This window comes from Roseobacter sp. FCG-D35 (assembly GCF_033436665.1).
Lineage (GTDB): Bacteria > Pseudomonadota > Alphaproteobacteria > Rhodobacterales > Rhodobacteraceae > JAWQFO01.
Genome location: NZ_JAWQFO010000001.1, coordinates 589,778 through 607,895, shown reverse-complemented (window position 1 = coordinate 607,895; position 18,118 = coordinate 589,778). Strand labels below are relative to the sequence as shown.

Sequence of the window (18,118 nt, the reverse complement as noted above, 5' to 3'; positions counted from 1 at the left end):
GAAGGACACACAATGCTCGAGGACAAGGACCGGATCTTCACGAACCTTTACGGGATGCACGACCGTTCCCTGAAGGGGGCGCAGGCGCGCGGCCACTGGGACGGCACCAAGGGCATTCTCGAAAAGGGTCCCGCCTGGATCATCGACCAGATGAAGGCCAGCGGGTTGCGCGGGCGCGGCGGCGCCGGTTTCCCGACCGGCCTCAAGTGGTCGTTCATGCCCAAGGAAAGCGATGGCCGCCCAGCCTATCTCGTGGTCAACGCCGACGAATCCGAGCCCGGCACCTGCAAGGACCGCGAGATCATGCGGCACGATCCTCACACGCTGATCGAGGGCTGCCTGATCGCCTCCTTCGCGATGAAGGCCAATGCCTGCTACATCTACATCCGCGGCGAATATATCCGCGAGAAAGAGGCGCTGCAGGCGGCCATCGACGAGGCCTACGAGGCCGGGATGATCGGCCGCGATGCCTGCGGATCGGGATACGACTTCGACCTCTACCTGCACCACGGCGCCGGCGCCTACATCTGCGGCGAAGAAACAGCGCTTCTGGAAAGCCTCGAGGGCAAAAAGGGCATGCCGCGCATGAAACCACCGTTCCCGGCGGGGGCGGGCCTCTACGGTTGCCCGACGACGGTCAACAACGTCGAATCCATTGCGGTGGTGCCGACCATCCTGCGGCGCGGGCCGGAATGGTTCTCGTCCTTCGGCCGGCCCAACAACGCCGGCACCAAGCTCTTTGCGATCTCGGGCCACGTCAACAACCCCTGCGTCGTCGAAGAGGCGATGTCGATCAGCTTCGAGGAACTTATCGAGCGCCATTGCGGCGGCATCCGCGGCGGATGGGACAACCTCAAGGCGGTGATCCCCGGCGGATCGTCCGTGCCGCTGATCCCGGGGGCGCAGATGAAGGACGCGATCATGGACTTCGACTACCTGCGCGAGCAGAAGTCGGGGCTGGGCACCGCGGCGGTGATCGTGATGGACAAGTCGACCGACGTCATCAAGGCCATCTGGCGGCTGTCGAAGTTCTACAAGCATGAAAGCTGCGGCCAGTGCACGCCATGCCGCGAAGGCACCGGCTGGATGATGCGGGTTATGGACCGGCTGGTCACGGGCGATGCCCAGCCGGAAGAGATCGACATGCTCTTCGACGTGACCAAGCAGGTCGAGGGCCACACGATCTGCGCGCTCGGCGACGCCGCGGCCTGGCCGATCCAGGGCCTGATCCGGCATTTCCGGGACGAGATCGAGGATCGCATCCGCCACAAGCGCGGTCCGCACCCATCGACGATCGCGGCGGAGTAGGCCTATGGAAATCCTCGCGCCTTACTCGCACGCCGCCGTCTCGCTGGCGCTTTACGCGCTCATCGCGCTGCTGCTTGCGCCGCTGGCGGGCATCGCACGCGACAGGGCGGGCGTGACGCCGGGTCAGCGCCCGCCGGCGGATTATGCGCGCAAGGGCTACCGGATATCGCGCGCCCACGCCAACGCGGCCGAGAACGCCGGCATCTTCGCGGCGGTGATCGCGGCGGCGGTTCTGACTGGTGCCGCGCCATTCTGGGTCAACCTCTTCGCCTCGCTCGCGGTTCTGGCCCGCGTCGTCATGGTCTGGGTACATGTCCAGGGCATCGGGTCCGCCAACATGGGGCCGCGCAGCTTCGCCTATGTCTTCGGCTGGCTGATGATGCTGCTGATCGCGATCATGGCGGTCTTCGCGGGGTTCGCCTGATGCGTCGCGCCGGCCATAACCTCGCCCAACTCAACGTCGGGCAATTGCGCCACGACCCGGACGACCGGCGCGTGCGCGACTTCGTGATGGCGCTCGACCGGATCAATGGGCTTGGCAGGCGCATGCCGGGGTTCGTGTGGATGATGCAGGGCTCTGGCGAGCCCAACACGGGCAACCTGGAAAACCCGGTTGGCGACGATCCCCGAAGTGTTGCGAACCTGACGGTCTGGGAGGACGTCGCGTCGCTCGAGACCTTCGTCTGGGGCACCGTGCACAAGCAGTTCTACAATCGACGCGCCGAGTGGTTCGAGACGCTGCAGGACATGCATTTCGTCATGTGGTGGGTGCCCGAAGGCCACCGTCCGACGCTGGCCGAGGCGCTCGAACGACTCGACCACCTGCGCGCGCATGGCGACAGCGATCACGCCTTCGGCTGGGCCCACGCCAAGGACGCCAGCGCGTGGCGCGGCAACCGCTGCGCACCGGCGGCGGGGTGAGGCCGATGGGTCGCGCGGCGGAAACCACCGCATGAGACGCTTTCGTTTCGACGAGGAAGCCGACGTTGCCGCCGACATCCGTGGCAAGTACGGCTTCGACGGGGAATTGCTCGAGATCTTCGCGGGCAACACCGGGGCCGTGGTGCACAAATGGCATCACTACATCCCCCTCTACGACCGCTACCTCGCGCGTTTTCGCGATCGTCCGGTCCGGTTTCTCGAAATTGGCGTCCACAAGGGCGGCTCGCTGCAGATGTGGCGCCGCTACTTAGGAGAGCAGGCAACGCTTTTCGGAATCGACACGGACCCGGACTGCGCGACCTATGACGGCGCGGCGGGCGCGGTGCGCATCGGCAGCCAGACGGATACGCAGTTCCTGTCCGAGGTGGTCGCGGAGATGGGCGGGCTCGATGTCGTGCTCGACGACGGCAGCCACCGCATGGCGCACGTCCGGGCAACCTTCCGGCATCTGTTCCCGCTGCTCGATCAGGGCGGGCTTTACATGGTCGAAGACCTGCACACGGCCTATCTGCCGCGTTTTGGTGGCGGACACGGGACGCGGACGAACTTCTTTGCGTTCATGGCGGAACTGGCGGATGACATGCATCGCTGGTACCACAAGGAGGGCCTGCACCATCCCGGGTTGTCCGAGCGGGTGTCCGGCCTTCACGTTCACGACTCGATCGCGGTGATCGACAAGGAACCGGTTCACAGGCCGGTGCATTCGCGGGTGGGCTGATGAAGGAGATTGCATGAAACCGGTTCTGACCCTTGCGCTTGCGCTTGTGATCGTGGCGGGCTGCTCTGCCAACAACCGCAAGCAGGTCTTTTTCGACGGCCAGCCGTTCCGCACGAAACTCGCCCGGGGCGACGAGCGCCACATGTTCACCGTGACCGCGAAACCGGTCTCGGCCTCGCTGACGGGCGCCCGGCGCGCCGCCGAGTACCAGGCGATCGTCTACTGCGTCGCGGATTACGGCTCGTCGGATATCCGCTGGACCGTCGGACCCGACAGCGCCAGCCTGCCGATCTCTGACGACACGCTGACCCTGCAGGGCGCCTGCCCGCAGTGAGGGACGCGGCGGCATATCGCCCCGGTGCATCGCATCGCTTGGCGTGTTATTGGATAGCCGCGACCTGCCGCCCCACCTCTATGCCAGTGAAACTGGCAATGGGAGAACTGGAATGCGTGCACTGATGATGACGATGGTTGCCCTGTCCCTTGCGGCGACGCCGCTGGCGGCGAAACCGCACCTGCGGGATGTGGCGGAAATCGACGACGGGCTGCTCTGGATCGGGATCGCGAACGAGATCCGAAAGACCTGCCCGGACATTTCGGCCCGGATGGTCCGCGCCTACAGCCGGATCAAGGGGCTCGAGAGCCGGGCGCTGCAACTGGGGTACACCGAAGGCGAAATCCAAGCCTACGTGCGCTCGGACGCCGAGAAGGAACGGATGAAAAAACGCGGTTACAGCTGGCTGAAGAGCAAGGGGGTTGCCGTGGGAGATGTGCAGGGCTATTGCGCCCTCGGAAAGGCTGAGATCGACCGCAATTCGTCCATCGGCTCACTCCTGAGGGCAAACTGAGATGGCCGTGACGCTGATCGACACAAGCGACCGGATCGAGGCGCGCAACGCCGCCTTGACCGCATCGCGACTTTCGAACGTCGACATGCGCGATCTGGCAGTGGACGACGCAAACCTTTCCGGGGCGACGTTCCGCAACGTGAACATGACCGGGGTTCGCATCACGGATGCGAACCTTTCGGATATGGAAATCGAAGGTGTGAAGGTCACGGACCTTTTCGCCGCTTGGAAACAGTTGAAAGGGTGAGACGTGTCTGACCTGCGCAAGATCATCATCGACGGACAGGAAATCGAGGTCGACGGGGCGATGACCCTGATCCAGGCCTGCGAACAGGCCGGGATCGAGATCCCGCGCTTTTGCTACCACGAGCGCCTGACCATCGCCGGCAATTGCCGGATGTGCCTTGTCGAGGTCGTGGGCGGCCCGCCGAAACCCGCCGCCTCCTGCGCGATGCAGGTGCGCGACCTGCGCCCCGGACCCGAGGGCCAGCCGCCGGTGGTCAAGACCAACTCGCCGATGGTCAAGAAGGCCCGCGAAGGGGTGATGGAGTTCCTGCTCATCAACCACCCGCTCGATTGTCCGATCTGCGACCAGGGCGGTGAATGCGACCTGCAGGACCAGGCGATGGCCTACGGGGTCGATTTCAGCCGCTATCGCGAACCCAAGCGCGCGGTAACCGATCTCGACCTCGGGCCGCTGGTCGAGACCCACATGACGCGCTGCATCTCCTGCACGCGCTGCGTGCGCTTCACCACCGAGGTTGCGGGCATCCACCAGATGGGTCAGACCGGGCGCGGCGAAGATGCCGAAATCACCTCGTATCTGAACGAGACGCTCGATTCGAACCTGCAGGGCAACATCATCGACCTCTGCCCGGTGGGTGCGCTGGTCTCGAAACCCTATGCCTTCACCGCGCGGCCCTGGGAGTTGAGCAAGACCGAGAGCATCGACGTGATGGACGCGCTCGGCTCGAACATCCGGGTCGACATCAAGGGTCGCGAAGTCATGCGGATCCTGCCGCGCAACCACGACGGCGTTAACGAAGAATGGATCTCGGACAAGACCCGCTTTGTCTGGGACGGTCTGCGCCGCCAGCGGCTCGACAAGCCCTACGTGCGCGAGAACGGCAAGCTGCGCCCGGCAAGCTGGGGCGAGGCGTTGTCGACGGCGGCCAAGGCGATGAAGGGCAAAAAGGTCGCGGGCCTTGTTGGTGACCTCGCCCCGGTCGAGGCGGCCTTTGCGCTCAAGGCGCTGGTCGAGGGCCTGGGCGGCAAGGTCGAATGTCGGACCGACGGCGCCAAGCTGCCGGCGGGCAACCGGTTCGGATACGTCGGCAACGCGACGATCGAGGATGTCGATACCGCCAGCGCGGTGCTTCTGGTCGGCACCGATCCGCGCGTCGAAGCGCCTGTGCTCAACGCGCGCATCCGCAAGGCTTGGATGCGCGGGGCGACCATCGGACTGATCGGCGAGGCGGTCGACCTGACCTACGATTACGTGCACGTCGGCACCGACCGCGCGGCGCTGGAAAAGGAAACCGGCAACACCCGCGGCGCGGACAAGGACAGCGCCAAGGTCATCATCGTCGGGCAGGGCGCTCTGACCGGTGACGACGGCGCCGCGGTTCTGGCGCAGGCCGTCACCCATGCCGAAGCCGTGGGCGCGAAGCTGATGGTGCTGCACACCGCCGCCAGCCGGGTCGGTGCCATGGATATCGGCGCGGTGACCGAGGGCGGCATCGACGCGGCCCTCGACGGGGCCGAGGTGATCTACAACCTCGGCGCTGACGAGATCGAAATCGCGGACGGTCCCTTCGTGATCTACCAGGGCAGCCACGGCGACCGCGGCGCGCATCGTGCCGACGTGATCCTGCCGGGCGCGGCCTACACCGAAGAGACCGGGCTGTTCGTCAACACCGAGGGGCGTCCGCAACTGGCCCTGCGCTCGGGCTTCGCACCGGGAGAGGCCAAGGAGAACTGGGCGATCCTGCGCGCACTCTCGGCAGAAACGGGTGAAAAACTGCCGTTCGACAGCATCGCGCAGCTGCGCCAGGCGCTGGTCAAGGCGTTCAAGCATCTCGGCCGGATCGACGAGGTCGCCGAGAATCCCGCCGTGCTGCTGGAAAAGGGCAAGCTTGGCGCGGGCGATTTCAAGAGCCCGGTGCGGGACTTCTACCTCAGCAACCCGATTGCGCGCGCGAGCCAGCTGATGGCGGAACTTTCGGCCAACGCCAAGGCGCGCCGGCAGGAGCCGATGGCGGCGGAATGATCCGCTGCGCCTGCATATCCCTGCTGGCCCTCGCCGGCTGCGCCTCGGCGGCACCCACGGCCGAGGATCTCGTGCCGGACTATCTCGGCGTGCGGGCGACTCCGCTCGACCGCGAGTTGGTGCAGGTCGTGGCCTCGATGACAAAGGCACTGGAACCCGGCGACGTGACGCGCTACGCCGACTGCGCGGCGGCGCGCTACACGCTGGCGCAAGGCTACGGATTCGCACGTCATTTGCGCACAAATGTCTCCGAAGAGGCTGGCGTGTGGACGGCAGATGCTGTTTACACGATCTCGCCATCCCTGCCGCGCGGGCTGGGCGCCATCGACGCCGAAGTCGTGGCCGCCGACTGCGCCGAAAACAGAATTCCGAGTGTGTGAGGACCCATGGCCGACTTCTTCAGCTCTCCCTTCGGCATCTTCATCCTGATCCTCGCGCAGTGCCTCGCGGTCGTGGCTTTCGTGATGATCTCGCTGCTGTTTCTGGTCTACGGGGACCGCAAGATCTGGGCCGCCGTGCAGATGCGGCGCGGGCCGAACGTGGTCGGCGTCTTCGGCCTGCTGCAGACCGTCGCGGACGCGCTGAAATACGTGGTCAAGGAAGTCGTCGTGCCGGCCGGTGCGGACAAGACCGTGTTCATGCTGGCGCCGATGACGTCCTTCGTGCTGGCCATGCTGGCCTGGGCGGTCATCCCGTTCAACGACGGCTGGGTGCTGTCGGACATCAACGTGGCCATCCTTTTCGTCTTCGCGGTCTCCTCGCTCGAGGTCTATGGCGTGATCATGGGTGGCTGGGCGTCGAATTCGAAGTATCCTTTCCTCGGCAGCCTGCGATCCGCGGCGCAGATGATCTCCTACGAGGTGTCGCTGGGCCTGATCATCATCGGCGTCATCATCTCGTCGGGTTCGCTGAACTTCTCGGGCATCGTTGCGGCACAGGACGGCGACTACGGGTTTTTCAGCTGGTACTGGCTGCCGCACCTGCCGATGGTCTTCCTGTTCTTCATCTCGTGCCTCGCCGAGACCAACCGTCCGCCCTTCGACCTTCCGGAAGCGGAATCCGAACTCGTCGCGGGCTACCAGGTCGAGTATTCCTCGACGCCCTTCCTGCTCTTCATGGCTGGCGAGTACATCGCCATCTTCCTGATGTGTGCGCTGACCTCGCTGCTGTTCTTCGGCGGCTGGCTGTCGCCGATCCCGGGCCTGCCCGACGGCGTGATCTGGATGGTCGCGAAAATGGCGTTCTTCTTCTTCCTCTTCGCGATGGTGAAGGCGATCACGCCGCGCTACCGCTACGACCAGCTGATGCGCCTGGGCTGGAAAGTGTTCCTGCCGTTCAGCCTCGCCTGGGTGGTTTTCGTGGCCTTCGCGGCCAAGTTCGACTGGTTCTGGGGCGCCTACGCGCGCTGGGTCGGGGCCTGAGATGCAGACACTGGCCGAAGCCATCGCGAAGGCGCCGAACAAGGAGCTGCTGGACCTGGCCGCCTTCATCGGCACGAAATTCGTCGTGAAACTGGCCGACCCGCAGTCCGGCGATCTCACCGAGGTCGAGGACGGCGGCATCGTGACCGCGCTCAGCGACTGGGCGGCGCTGCACGGCGGCAGCAAGATCGAGGACGAGGACTGACATGGCAAACACCGACTATACCCGCGCCGCGAAGTACTTCCTCCTGCAGGATTTCTGGGTCGGCATGAAGCTGGGCCTGAAGTATTTCTTCGGACCCAAGGCCACGGTCAACTACCCGCACGAAAAGGGTCCGCTCTCGCCGCGGTTCCGTGGCGAGCATGCGCTGCGACGCTATCCCAACGGCGAGGAACGCTGCATCGCCTGCAAGCTCTGCGAGGCGATCTGTCCCGCTCAGGCGATCACGATCGATGCCGAGCCGCGCGCCGACGGCTCGCGCCGCACGACGCGTTACGACATCGACATGACCAAGTGTATCTACTGCGGCTTCTGCCAGGAGGCCTGCCCGGTGGATGCCATCGTCGAGGGGCCGAACTTCGAGTTCTCCACCGAAACCCGCGAGGAGCTGTTCTACGACAAGGAAAAGTTGCTCGAGAACGGCGAACGCTGGGAAGCCGAGATCGCGCGCAACCTCGAGATGGACGCGCCCTACAGATGACCGAGCAGAAGAACCCCTTCGTGACGATGATGGAGCAAGCGCAGGAGATGGCGAAGGCCTTTCCCGCGATGGAAGCCTTCACGCCCAAGGGGTTCGAAAAACTCTGGGGCACGATGCCGAAGGACATGATGGAGATGATGTTCGGCAACACCATCAACGAGGGTGGGCTCGACGCGCGCACCCGGCTGCTGCTGACGCTTGCGGGGCTGACCATGCAGGGCGCACAGAACGATGTCGGCGTGCGCCAGACGGTGCGCCACGCGCTTGAGGCCGGGGCCACCAAGCAGCACATCATCGAGACCATCGGGCAGATGTCGGTCTTTGCCGGCCTGCCTGCCATGACAAGGGCTCTGGAACTGGCCCAGCAGGTCATGGACGAGAAAGAGGACGACGTGGCATGAGCGTTTTCGCATTCTACCTCTTCGCGATCTGCGTGATCACCGGCGGGCTGTTCACCGTCATAAGCCGCAACCCGGTGCATTCGGTGCTTTGGCTGATCCTCGCCTTTCTCAGCTCCGCGGGCCTCTTCGTGCTTCTGGGCGCGGAGTTCGTGGCGATGCTGCTGATCATCGTCTATGTCGGCGCGGTGGCGGTGTTGTTCCTCTTCGTCGTGATGATGCTCGACGTCGACTTCGCCGAGCTCAAGGCCGAGATGGCCCGGTACATGCCGCTGGCGTTGCTGATCGGGCTGGTGATCCTGATGCAGTTCGTCATGGCTTTCGGCGCCTGGGACGCCAGCGCCGCGGCGGAAGGGCTGCGCCTCGACGTGACCCCCGCCGACCGGCACAATACCGAGGCTCTGGGGCTGCTGCTTTATGACCGTTATTTCCTGCTGTTCCAGCTTGCCGGACTGATCCTGCTGGTCGCGATGATCGGGGCCATCGTGCTGACCCTGCGCCACCGCCAGGACGTCAAGCGCCAGGACGTCGTCGCGCAGATGATGCGCGATCCGAAGCTGGCAATGGAACTCAAGGACGTGAAACCGGGGCAGGGGCTCTGACACCTCTCCCGCACCATCCGGTCCCGCGCGGGACCGTCCATCAAAAAGGATCAAGACATGTCTCGCACCACGATCATCGTTCTCGTCGTCGTACTGATCGTCGTACTCGGCGGATATTCGATCCTCTGACGCGACAGGCGCGGAACTGAAGAACAAGGCTCACCGGCGAAGCCGGGAGAATAGGCACCGAGGGACAACATGATCGGACTTGAACATTACCTGACAGTGGCGGCGACGCTCTTTGTCATAGGCATCTTCGGGCTGTTCCTGAACCGCAAGAACGTGATCATCCTGCTGATGAGCATCGAGCTGATCCTGCTGTCGGTGAACATCAACTTCGTGGCCTTTTCGAGCCACCTCGGCGACCTCGCCGGGCAGGTCTTCACCCTGTTCGTGCTGACCGTGGCCGCGGCCGAGGCCGCCATTGGCCTTGCGATCCTCGTGTGCTTCTTCCGAAACCGCGGCACCATCGCCGTGGAAGACGTCAACGTGATGAAAGGGTAAGGGGCATGGAAAAGATCATCCTCTTCGCGCCCCTGATCGGCAGCCTGCTCTGCGGTTTCGGCTGGAAGTTCCTGGGCGAGAAGGTCGCCATGTGGATCGCCACGGGCCTTCTGTTCCTCTCGGCGCTGCTGAGCTGGATCGTGTTCTTCAGCTTCGACGGCACGACCGAGCACATCCAGATCCTGCGCTTCATCGAAAGCGGCACGCTGTCGACCGACTGGTCGATCCGGCTCGACCGGCTGACCGCGATCATGCTCATCGTGGTCACCACGGTGTCCTCGCTCGTGCATCTCTACTCCTTCGGCTACATGGATCACGATCCGCAGTGGCGGGACGGCGAGGTCTACAAGCCGCGCTTCTTCGCCTACCTGAGCTTCTTCACCTTCGCGATGCTGGCGCTTGTGACCGCTGACAACCTCGTGCAGATGTTCTTCGGCTGGGAAGGCGTCGGCGTGGCCTCCTACCTGCTGATCGGCTTCTACTACCGCAAGCCCTCGGCCAATGCCGCGGCCATCAAGGCTTTCGTGGTCAACCGGGTCGGCGACTTCGGCTTCGCGCTTGGTATCTTCGCGCTGTTCTTCCTGACCGACAGCATCCGCTTCGACGACGTCTTCGCGGCAGCACCCGATCTGGCAGAGACGCAGCTGACCTTCCTCTGGGGTGAATGGAACGCGGCCAACCTCGTCGCGGTGCTGCTTTTCATCGGCGCGATGGGCAAGTCGGCGCAGCTCTTCCTGCACACCTGGCTGCCGGACGCGATGGAAGGCCCGACGCCGGTCTCCGCCCTGATCCACGCCGCGACGATGGTGACGGCGGGCGTCTTCCTCGTCTGCCGGATGTCGCCGATCATGGAATTCGCGCCCGAGGCCACGGCTTTCGTGACCGTCGTCGGTGCGACCACCGCGTTCTTCGCGGCCACCGTGGGTCTGGTGCAGACCGACATCAAGCGCGTGATCGCCTATTCGACCTGCTCGCAGCTCGGCTACATGTTCGTTGCGGCGGGCGTCGGCATGTACTCGGCGGCGATGTTCCACCTCTTCACCCACGCGTTCTTCAAGGCGATGCTCTTCCTCGGGGCCGGCTCGGTCATCCACGCGATGCACCACGAGCAGGACATGATGAACTACGGCGGCCTGCGCAAGAAGATCCCCTACACCTTCTGGGCGATGATGATCGGCACGCTGGCGATCACCGGCGTCGGCATCCCGCTGACCCACATCGGCTTTGCCGGGTTCCTCAGCAAGGATGCGATCATTGAAAGCGCCTGGGCGGGCGGATCGTCCTATGGCTTCATCCTGCTGGTCGTGGCGGCCGCCTTCACCAGCTTCTACAGCTGGCGCCTGATCTTCCTGACCTTCTTCGGCAAGCCGCGTGGCGACAAGCACACGCACGAGCATGCCCATGAAAGCCCCAAGACCATGCTCATCCCACTGGGTGTGCTTGCGGTCGGCTCGGTCTTTGCAGGGATGCTGTGGTACAACAGCTTCTTCGGTCACGCCGATCAGGTCGCGCGCTTCTACGGCATTCCCTATGGCGAGGCCGAAGTGCATGCCGAGGACGATGCGGAACAGGGCGCGGAAGAGACCGCGGCGGCCACGGAGTCCGACGCTGGCGAAACTCCGGCAGACGGCGATGCCGTCGCCACCGCAGCCGACGAAGGCCACGGCGACGCGGCCGAGGATCATGGCGAAGGTCATGGCGACGATCATCACGGCACCTTCATCGGCGCACCGGGCGAGGGCGCGCTTTACATCGCACCCGACAACCACGTGCTCGAGGACGCGCATGCCGCCCCGGCCTGGGTCAAGGTCTCGCCCTTCGTAGCGATGCTGACCGGCCTGCTGATGGCGCTGTGGTTCTACATCTGGAACCCGACGCTGCCCGGCCGACTGGCCGAGAACCAGCGCCCGCTGTACCTCTTCCTCAAGAACAAGTGGTACTTCGACGAGATCTACGACGTGATCTTCGTCCAGCCGGCCAAGGGCATCGGGCGCGCGCTGTGGAAGCGCGGCGATGGCAGCGTCATCGACGGGTTCCTCAACGGCGTGGCGATGGGCGTGGTGCCCTTCTTCACCCGCCTCGCGGGCCGCGCGCAGTCCGGCTACATCTTTACCTATGCCTTCGCCATGGTGATCGGGATCGCGATCTTCGTCACCTGGATGACGCTCAGCGGAGGAGCGCAGTGATGGACAACTCGCTTCTTTCCATCGTCACGTTCATCCCCGCGCTGGCGGCGCTGATCCTCGCGATCTTCCTGCGTGGCGAGGACGAGGCGGCGCAGCTCAACGCCAAGCGTCTGGCGTTGATTGCCACCACGGCCACCTTCATCGTCTCGCTTTTCATCCTCGCGGGCTTCGATCCGAACGACACCGGTTTCCAGTTCGTCGAGGAGGCCGAGTGGCTGCTCGGGCTCAAGTACAAGCTCGGTGTCGACGGCATCTCGGTGCTCTTCGTGATGCTCACGACCTTCATCATGCCGCTGACCATCGCGGCCAGTTGGAACGTGACCACCCGGGTCAAGGAGTACATGATCGCCTTCCTGCTGCTCGAGACGCTGATGATCGGTGTCTTCGTGGCGCTGGACCTCGTGCTCTTCTACCTGTTCTTCGAGGCCGGGCTGATCCCGATGTTCCTGATCATCGGCATCTGGGGCGGCAAGGAGCGGATCTACGCCTCGTTCAAGTTCTTCCTCTACACCTTCCTCGGCTCGGTGCTGATGCTGGTGGCGATGGTGGGCATGTATGCCGAAGCGGGCACCACGGACATCGAGCAGCTGCTGGTTCACCAATTCGACTTCGAGACCTTCAGCCTGATGGGCATCCAGATCGTCGGCGGGTTGCAGACGCTGCTCTTCATTGCCTTCTTCGCCTCTTTCGCGGTCAAGATGCCGATGTGGCCGGTGCACACCTGGCTGCCGGACGCGCACGTCCAGGCCCCCACCGCAGGGTCGGTGGTGCTGGCGGCGATCCTGCTCAAGATGGGCGGCTACGGCTTCCTGCGCTTCTCGCTGCCGATGTTCCCGGTGGGCTCCGAGGTGATGACGCCGCTGGTGCTGTGGATGAGCGCCATCGCCATCGTCTACACTTCGCTGGTCGCGCTGGTGCAGGAGGACATGAAGAAACTCATCGCCTACTCGTCCGTCGCCCACATGGGCTTCGTGACCATGGGTATCTTCGCGGCCAACCAGCAGGGCGTCGACGGTGCGATCTTCCAGATGCTCAGCCACGGATTTATCTCCGGCGCGCTCTTTCTCTGCGTCGGCGTGATCTACGACCGCATGCACACGCGCGACATCGACGCTTATGGCGGTCTCGTGAACCGGATGCCGGCCTATGCGCTGATCTTCATGCTCTTCACCATGGCCAATGTCGGCCTGCCGGGGACCTCGGGTTTCGTCGGCGAATTCCTGACGCTGATGGCGACCTTCCAGGTCAACACCTGGGTCGCGGCAGTGGCGACGACCGGCGTGATCTTCTCGGCGGCCTACGCACTCTGGCTTTACCGGCGCGTGGTCTTCGGCGACCTGATAAAGGAAAGCCTGCGCGCGATCACCGACATGGACCGCCGCGAGCGCTGGATCTTCGCGCCGCTTGTCGCCATGACGCTGCTGCTCGGCGTCTACCCGGCGCTGGTGCTGGACATCATCGGCCCGTCGGTGGCGGCGCTGGTCGACAATTACGACACGGCACTCGCCGCGGCCGAGGCCGCGACGCAAGTGGCGGCGAACTGAGGGGGCGGCAGCCATGATCTCGACCGATCTCAACATCATCCTGCCGGAAATCCTGCTGACGGTTTTTGCCATGCTCATGCTGATGGGCGCGGTCTACACCGGCAAGGACCGCACGGCGAGCCTGCTGCTCTGGCTGACCGCAGGGCTGATGACGCTGCTGGGCCTCTGGATCGCCTCGTCGGGCGGCGACACGCGCATCGCCTTCAGCGGCATGTTCATCGTCGACGGCTTCGCGCGGTTCGCCAAGACTGCGATCCTGCTGTCGGGCGCGGCGGTGCTGGTGATGTCGGAAAACTACATGCGCCAGCGCGGGCTGCTGCGCTTTGAGTACCCGGTGCTGGTCGCATTGGCCGCCGTCGGAATGATGGTCATGGTCTCGGCGGGCGACCTGATCGCGCTCTACCTCGGCCTCGAGCTGCAATCACTGGCGCTCTATGTCGTCGCGGCCCTGCGCCGAGACTCGGTCAAGTCGACCGAGGCGGGGCTGAAGTACTTCGTGCTCGGCTCGCTCAGCTCGGGCTTGCTGCTCTACGGCGCCTCGCTGGTCTACGGCTACACCGGGACAACGCTGTTCACCGGGATCGTCCAGACGGCGCAGGAGGGCGAGCTCTCCATAGGCCTTCTGTTCGGCATCGTGTTCATCGTCGCGGGCCTCGCCTTCAAGGTCTCCGCCGTGCCGTTCCACATGTGGACGCCGGACGTCTACGAGGGCTCGCCGACGCCGGTCACCGCCTTTTTCGCGACGGCCCCCAAGATGGCCGCGATGGCGCTGTTCGCGCGGGTGCTGCATGGCGCCTTCGGCGATGCCGCGTCCGACTGGGGCCAGATCCTCGCCTTCCTCTCGGTCGCCTCGATGTTCCTCGGCTCGGTGGCCGCGATCGGCCAGCGCAACATCAAGCGCCTGATGGCCTACTCTTCGATCGCGCACATGGGCTATGCCCTGATGGGCCTGACCGCCGGTACCGTGCTTGGCGTGCATGCGATGCTGGTCTACATGGCGATCTACGTGACCATGAACGTCGGCACCTTCGCCTTCATCCTGATGATGGAGAAAGACGGCCAGCCGGTCACCGACATCCAGGCCTTGAACATGTATTCGCGCCGCGAACCGGGCAAGGCGCTGGCCATGCTGGTTCTGCTGTTCAGCCTTGCCGGCGTGCCGCCGATGCTGGGCTTCTTCGGCAAGCTCTACGTCCTGCGCGCGGCCTACGAGGGTGGTTATGCCTGGCTTGCCGTCGCCGGCGTGATCGCGAGCGTTATCGGCGCCTTCTACTACCTGCGCATCGTCTACTACATGTACTTCGGCGACGAGACGGTCGACGGGCTGGATGGCGGCAAGTCGACCGTGCTCTGGGGCTTCCTGATGGCTTCGGCCACGGCGATGGTTCTGGGCATCGTGAACATGTTCGGCGTTGACGCTGCGGCGGCGGCCGCGGCCGCGACGCTGGTCAACTGATCCGGTTCCAGCCGTGACCGACTGGCCGGAAGGCTACGGGCGGCGGGTTTTGCCGAAGGTCGACAGTACGCTCAGCGAGGCAACGCGCATCGCCCCGACGCTGGCCGGCTCGGAGTGGATCCTGGCAAAAACTCAGACCGCGGCCCGGGGGCGGCGGGGGCGGCCCTGGGCTATGCCACACGGCAATTTCGCCGCCACGCTGGTGCTGCGCCCCGAAGGCGGGCCGGGGCAGGCGGCGTTGCGCAGTTTCGTGATGTCGCTGGCGCTCTTCGAGGCCTTCGTCGCCGCCACCGGGCGCGAGGCGGCGTTCACGCTCAAGTGGCCCAACGACGTGTTGCTGAACGGCGGCAAGGTGGCGGGCATCCTGCTGGAAAGTGCGGGAACCTCGCGCGGCGTGCAGCACCTCGCCATCGGCGTCGGTGTCAATCTTGCGGCCGCCCCGGCCCCGGATGAGGTCGAACCGCAGGCGCTGCGCCCGGTCTCTCTGCGCGGCGAGACCGGCGCTAGGGTCGACCCGGAGGCTTTCCTCGACATGCTCGCCCCGGCCTATGCCCGTCTCGAGGACCAGTTCCGCAGCCAAGGCTTCGCCCCGATCCGCCGCGCCTGGCTGGCCCGTGCCGCGCGGCTGGGCGAGACGATCACCGCGCGCACCGGAACCGCTGAGACAGTGGGTCGCTTTGAGGACGTGGACGGCGATGGTAACCTGATCCTGCAGACCCCGCAGGGCCCGCGCGCCATTGCCGCTGCCGACGTGTATTTCTGAGGAGGGCTGCCATGCTTCTCGCCATCGACTGCGGCAACACCAACACCGTCTTCGCGCTCTGGGACGGCGAGCGGTTCCTCGCGACCTGGCGCACCTCGACAGAGTGGCAGCGCACGGCGGACCAGTATTACGTCTGGCTGTCGACACTCATGAAGCTCAAGGACATCGACGGCGAGATCACCGAGGTCATCATCTCCTCCACCGTGCCGCGCGTGGTCTTCAACCTCCGTGTCCTCGCAGATCGTTACTTCAACACCCGCCCGCTGGTCGTCGGCAAACCCGGCTGTCTGCTCCCGGTGGACGTACGCGTGGATCAGGGCACGCAGGTCGGACCCGACCGGCTGGTCAACACCGTCGCAGGCTTCGACCTCTACGGCGGCGACCTGATCGTGGTCGATTTCGGCACCGCCACCACCTTCGACGTGGTGGCAAGCGACGGGGCTTATGTCGGCGGGGTGATCGCGCCGGGTGTGAACCTCAGCCTCGAGGCGCTGCACCACGCCGCCGCGGCCCTGCCGCATGTCGATATCGCCAAACCGCAAGCCGTGGTCGGTACCAACACCGTCGCCTGCATGCAATCCGGCGTGTTCTGGGGTTACGTCGGGCTCGTGCGTGAGATATGTGCCCGGATCAAGGCGGAGCGCGACCGCGACATGCGCGTGATCTCGACCGGCGGCCTCGCACCGCTTCTGCAGCAGACCGAGGCGCTTTTCGACGACTACCACGACGACCTGACGATGCACGGCCTGACCGTGATCCACCGCTACAACAAGGACAACGCCTGAACCCATGAGTGAACGACTGATCTACCTGCCCCTGGGCGGCGCGGGCGAAATCGGCATGAACGCCTATGTCTACGGCTACGGCAAGCCCGGCGAAGAGCGCCTGATCGTGGTCGATCTCGGCGTCGCCTTCCCGGACATGGACACCACCCCCGGCGTCGACCTGATCTTCGCCGATATCGCCTGGCTCGCCGAACGCCGCGACCGGATCGATGCGATCTTCATCACCCACGCGCACGAAGACCATATCGGCGCCGTCGCGCATTGCTATGACCGCCTTCGCGCGCCGGTCCACGCGCGGGTCTTCACGGCCAACATCGCCCGCCGCAAGCTGGGCGAGAGCGGCTACCCCGAGGACAGCGTGACCACGGCATCGGCCTGGCCCGAGCAGGTGACGGCGGGACCGTTCCGCGTCGGCTTCGTGCCGATCTCGCATTCGATCCCGGAAAGCTCGGCTTTGGTCATCGACACGCCCGCGGGGCGCATCGTGCATTCGGGCGACTTCAAGCTCGATCACACCCCGGTGGTGGGCGAGGCCTTCGATCCCGACCTCTGGGCGGAAATCGGCAAGACCGGGGTCAAGGCGCTGGTCTGCGATTCCACCAACGTCTTCTCGCAGCATCCCGGCCGCTCCGAGGCGAGCGTCGGGCCCGAGATCACCAAGCTGGTGCAGAACGCGTCAGGAATGGTCGTCGCGACGACCTTCGCGTCGAACGTGGCGCGGGTGAAGACGCTGGCCGAGGCGGGCAAGCGGGCAGGGCGCTCGATCGTGCTCTTGGGCCGGGCGATGCGGCGCATGATCGAGGCCTCGGTCGAGACCGGCGTGCTGACCGACTTCCCGTCGGTGATCAGCCCGGAGGACGCGCAATCCATTCCGCGTGAGAACCTGATGCTGCTGGTGACCGGCAGCCAGGGCGAGCGGCGCGCGGCCAGCGCGCAGCTGTCGCGTGGCAAGTACAACGGGCTCGAGATGAAGGAGGGCGACCTGTTCCTGTTCTCCTCCAAGACCATTCCCGGCAACGAGAAGGGCGTGATCCGCATCATGAACGCCTTTTCCGAGATGGGCGTGGACGTCGTCGACGATTCGAGCGGCCTCTACCACGTCTCGGGCCATGCCAACCGGCCCGACCTCGACGCCTTCCGCGAGATCGTGCAGCCGCAGATCCTCGTGCCGATGCACGGTGAGCATCGTCACCTGCGCGAGCATGTGCGCCTCGCCGAAGCCCTTGGCACGACCGGGGTTCTTGCGGTCAATGGCATGATGATCGACCTGACCGGCAACGCCCCGACGGTTGCGGAATACGTCGAGAGTGGCCGCACCTATCTCGACGGTACGGTTCAGATCGGCGCGCTCGACGGCGTGGTGCGCGACCGCATCCGCCTGGCGCTGAACGGTCATGTGGTTGTCACTGTGATCCTCGACGAAGAGGACGAGCCGCTGGGCGAGCCGTGGTGCGAGCTGATGGGTCTGCCCGAAACCGGGCGCTCGAACGCGCCGCTGGTCGACGTGCTCGAGGCCGATGCCGACCAGTACGTCAAACGTGCCGGGGCCAAGACCCTGCGCGACGACGATGCGCTCAACGAAGGGCTGCGGGGCATCGTGCGGCAGTCGGCCCTCGACGAGATCGGCAAGAAACCCGAGGTGACGGTTGTGGTCTCGCGGCTGAGCTAGACGC

General features: G+C 65.0%; 21 protein-coding genes. All 21 read left to right on the top strand.

From position 1 onward, the window contains the following. Positions 1–12 precede the first annotated feature (12 nt). On the top strand, positions 13–1,308 hold the full coding sequence (gene nuoF / locus R5H30_RS02790; RefSeq protein WP_318326469.1) for an NADH-quinone oxidoreductase subunit NuoF: 1,296 nt from the start codon (positions 13–15) through the stop codon (positions 1,306–1,308). 4 nt (positions 1,309–1,312) lie between these two features. Continuing rightward, positions 1,313–1,732 (top strand): MAPEG family protein, encoded by a 420-nt coding sequence (locus R5H30_RS02785; RefSeq protein ID WP_318326468.1) that lies wholly within the window; start codon positions 1,313–1,315, stop codon positions 1,730–1,732. Continuing rightward, a complete protein-coding gene (locus tag R5H30_RS02780; protein ID WP_318326466.1) occupies positions 1,732–2,229 on the top strand; it encodes a DUF3291 domain-containing protein in 498 nt (165 codons plus the stop codon). Before R5H30_RS02785 ends, R5H30_RS02780 begins: the two co-directional genes overlap by 1 nt. A gap of 31 nt (positions 2,230–2,260) precedes the next feature. Beyond that, positions 2,261–2,968 (top strand): class I SAM-dependent methyltransferase, encoded by a 708-nt coding sequence (locus tag R5H30_RS02775; RefSeq protein ID WP_318326465.1) that lies wholly within the window; start codon positions 2,261–2,263, stop codon positions 2,966–2,968. Between the two features lie 13 nt (positions 2,969–2,981). Then, positions 2,982–3,302: a hypothetical protein gene (locus R5H30_RS02770; RefSeq protein WP_318326464.1), complete on the top strand. Its 321-nt coding sequence runs from the start codon at positions 2,982–2,984 to the stop codon at positions 3,300–3,302. A 112-nt stretch (positions 3,303–3,414) separates the two neighbouring features. Next, positions 3,415–3,816, top strand: coding sequence for a DUF5333 domain-containing protein (locus R5H30_RS02765; protein WP_318326463.1), 402 nt, complete (start codon positions 3,415–3,417; stop codon positions 3,814–3,816). A 1-nt stretch (position 3,817) separates the two neighbouring features. Next, the gene (locus R5H30_RS02760) at positions 3,818–4,063 is read left to right on the top strand and encodes a pentapeptide repeat-containing protein (protein WP_318326462.1); all 246 of its coding nucleotides are present in this window, start codon (positions 3,818–3,820) and stop codon (positions 4,061–4,063) included. Positions 4,064–4,066: 3 nt separating this feature from the next. Then, the gene (gene nuoG, locus R5H30_RS02755) at positions 4,067–6,085 is read left to right on the top strand and encodes an NADH-quinone oxidoreductase subunit NuoG (RefSeq protein ID WP_318326461.1); all 2,019 of its coding nucleotides are present in this window, start codon (positions 4,067–4,069) and stop codon (positions 6,083–6,085) included. Continuing rightward, on the top strand, positions 6,082–6,465 hold the full coding sequence (locus R5H30_RS02750) for a YNQ4 family lipoprotein (RefSeq protein ID WP_318326460.1): 384 nt from the start codon (positions 6,082–6,084) through the stop codon (positions 6,463–6,465). The genes nuoG and R5H30_RS02750 overlap by 4 nt, the downstream gene beginning before the upstream one ends. 6 nt (positions 6,466–6,471) lie before the next feature. Beyond that, a complete protein-coding gene (nuoH, locus tag R5H30_RS02745) occupies positions 6,472–7,506 on the top strand; it encodes an NADH-quinone oxidoreductase subunit NuoH (protein ID WP_318326459.1) in 1,035 nt (344 codons plus the stop codon). 1 nt (position 7,507) lies between these two features. Next, positions 7,508–7,711 (top strand): hypothetical protein, encoded by a 204-nt coding sequence (locus tag R5H30_RS02740; protein WP_318326458.1) that lies wholly within the window; start codon positions 7,508–7,510, stop codon positions 7,709–7,711. A gap of 1 nt (position 7,712) precedes the next feature. Beyond that, entirely contained in the window at positions 7,713–8,207 is a 495-nt protein-coding gene (gene nuoI, locus R5H30_RS02735; protein ID WP_318326457.1) for an NADH-quinone oxidoreductase subunit NuoI, read from the top strand. Beyond that, on the top strand, positions 8,204–8,608 hold the full coding sequence (locus R5H30_RS02730; protein WP_318326456.1) for a carboxymuconolactone decarboxylase family protein: 405 nt from the start codon (positions 8,204–8,206) through the stop codon (positions 8,606–8,608). The genes nuoI and R5H30_RS02730 overlap by 4 nt, the downstream gene beginning before the upstream one ends. Continuing rightward, complete coding sequence (locus R5H30_RS02725) at positions 8,605–9,207, top strand: NADH-quinone oxidoreductase subunit J (RefSeq protein WP_318326455.1); 603 nt, start codon at positions 8,605–8,607, stop codon at positions 9,205–9,207. Before R5H30_RS02730 ends, R5H30_RS02725 begins: the two co-directional genes overlap by 4 nt. 198 nt (positions 9,208–9,405) lie before the next feature. After that, positions 9,406–9,711, top strand: coding sequence for an NADH-quinone oxidoreductase subunit NuoK (nuoK, locus tag R5H30_RS02720; protein ID WP_318326453.1), 306 nt, complete (start codon positions 9,406–9,408; stop codon positions 9,709–9,711). 5 nt (positions 9,712–9,716) lie between these two features. Next, complete coding sequence (nuoL, locus tag R5H30_RS02715; RefSeq protein ID WP_318326452.1) at positions 9,717–11,897, top strand: NADH-quinone oxidoreductase subunit L; 2,181 nt, start codon at positions 9,717–9,719, stop codon at positions 11,895–11,897. Beyond that, positions 11,897–13,441: an NADH-quinone oxidoreductase subunit M gene (locus R5H30_RS02710; RefSeq protein WP_318326451.1), complete on the top strand. Its 1,545-nt coding sequence runs from the start codon at positions 11,897–11,899 to the stop codon at positions 13,439–13,441. Before nuoL ends, R5H30_RS02710 begins: the two co-directional genes overlap by 1 nt. A gap of 13 nt (positions 13,442–13,454) precedes the next feature. Next, positions 13,455–14,897: an NADH-quinone oxidoreductase subunit NuoN gene (gene nuoN / locus R5H30_RS02705; protein ID WP_318326450.1), complete on the top strand. Its 1,443-nt coding sequence runs from the start codon at positions 13,455–13,457 to the stop codon at positions 14,895–14,897. 13 nt (positions 14,898–14,910) lie between these two features. Continuing rightward, positions 14,911–15,660 carry a biotin--[acetyl-CoA-carboxylase] ligase gene (locus R5H30_RS02700; protein WP_318326449.1) on the top strand — a complete coding sequence of 250 codons (750 nt, stop codon included), beginning with the start codon at positions 14,911–14,913 and terminating at the stop codon, positions 15,658–15,660. 11 nt (positions 15,661–15,671) lie between these two features. Further along, a complete protein-coding gene (locus R5H30_RS02695) occupies positions 15,672–16,445 on the top strand; it encodes a type III pantothenate kinase (protein ID WP_318326448.1) in 774 nt (257 codons plus the stop codon). Positions 16,446–16,449: 4 nt separating this feature from the next. Further along, the gene (locus tag R5H30_RS02690) at positions 16,450–18,114 is read left to right on the top strand and encodes a ribonuclease J (RefSeq protein WP_318326447.1); all 1,665 of its coding nucleotides are present in this window, start codon (positions 16,450–16,452) and stop codon (positions 18,112–18,114) included. The last annotated feature ends 4 nt before the right edge of the window (positions 18,115–18,118 follow it).

Bases quoted from the DNA above. Each gene is read 5' to 3' on its own strand.
- nuoF (WP_318326469.1), top strand. From the start codon at position 13: ATGCTCGAGGACAAGGACCGGATCTTCACGAACCTTTACGGGATGCAC.
- R5H30_RS02785 (WP_318326468.1), top strand. From the start codon at position 1,313: ATGGAAATCCTCGCGCCTTACTCGCACGCCGCCGTCTCGCTGGCGCTT.
- R5H30_RS02780 (WP_318326466.1), top strand. From the start codon at position 1,732: ATGCGTCGCGCCGGCCATAACCTCGCCCAACTCAACGTCGGGCAATTG.
- R5H30_RS02775 (WP_318326465.1), top strand. From the start codon at position 2,261: ATGAGACGCTTTCGTTTCGACGAGGAAGCCGACGTTGCCGCCGACATC.
- R5H30_RS02770 (WP_318326464.1), top strand. From the start codon at position 2,982: ATGAAACCGGTTCTGACCCTTGCGCTTGCGCTTGTGATCGTGGCGGGC.
- R5H30_RS02765 (WP_318326463.1), top strand. From the start codon at position 3,415: ATGCGTGCACTGATGATGACGATGGTTGCCCTGTCCCTTGCGGCGACG.
- R5H30_RS02760 (WP_318326462.1), top strand. From the start codon at position 3,818: ATGGCCGTGACGCTGATCGACACAAGCGACCGGATCGAGGCGCGCAAC.
- R5H30_RS02750 (WP_318326460.1), top strand. From the start codon at position 6,082: ATGATCCGCTGCGCCTGCATATCCCTGCTGGCCCTCGCCGGCTGCGCC.
- nuoH (WP_318326459.1), top strand. From the start codon at position 6,472: ATGGCCGACTTCTTCAGCTCTCCCTTCGGCATCTTCATCCTGATCCTC.
- R5H30_RS02740 (WP_318326458.1), top strand. From the start codon at position 7,508: ATGCAGACACTGGCCGAAGCCATCGCGAAGGCGCCGAACAAGGAGCTG.
- nuoI (WP_318326457.1), top strand. From the start codon at position 7,713: ATGGCAAACACCGACTATACCCGCGCCGCGAAGTACTTCCTCCTGCAG.
- R5H30_RS02730 (WP_318326456.1), top strand. From the start codon at position 8,204: ATGACCGAGCAGAAGAACCCCTTCGTGACGATGATGGAGCAAGCGCAG.
- R5H30_RS02725 (WP_318326455.1), top strand. From the start codon at position 8,605: ATGAGCGTTTTCGCATTCTACCTCTTCGCGATCTGCGTGATCACCGGC.
- nuoK (WP_318326453.1), top strand. From the start codon at position 9,406: ATGATCGGACTTGAACATTACCTGACAGTGGCGGCGACGCTCTTTGTC.
- nuoL (WP_318326452.1), top strand. From the start codon at position 9,717: ATGGAAAAGATCATCCTCTTCGCGCCCCTGATCGGCAGCCTGCTCTGC.
- R5H30_RS02710 (WP_318326451.1), top strand. From the start codon at position 11,897: ATGGACAACTCGCTTCTTTCCATCGTCACGTTCATCCCCGCGCTGGCG.
- nuoN (WP_318326450.1), top strand. From the start codon at position 13,455: ATGATCTCGACCGATCTCAACATCATCCTGCCGGAAATCCTGCTGACG.
- R5H30_RS02695 (WP_318326448.1), top strand. From the start codon at position 15,672: ATGCTTCTCGCCATCGACTGCGGCAACACCAACACCGTCTTCGCGCTC.
- R5H30_RS02690 (WP_318326447.1), top strand. From the start codon at position 16,450: ATGAGTGAACGACTGATCTACCTGCCCCTGGGCGGCGCGGGCGAAATC.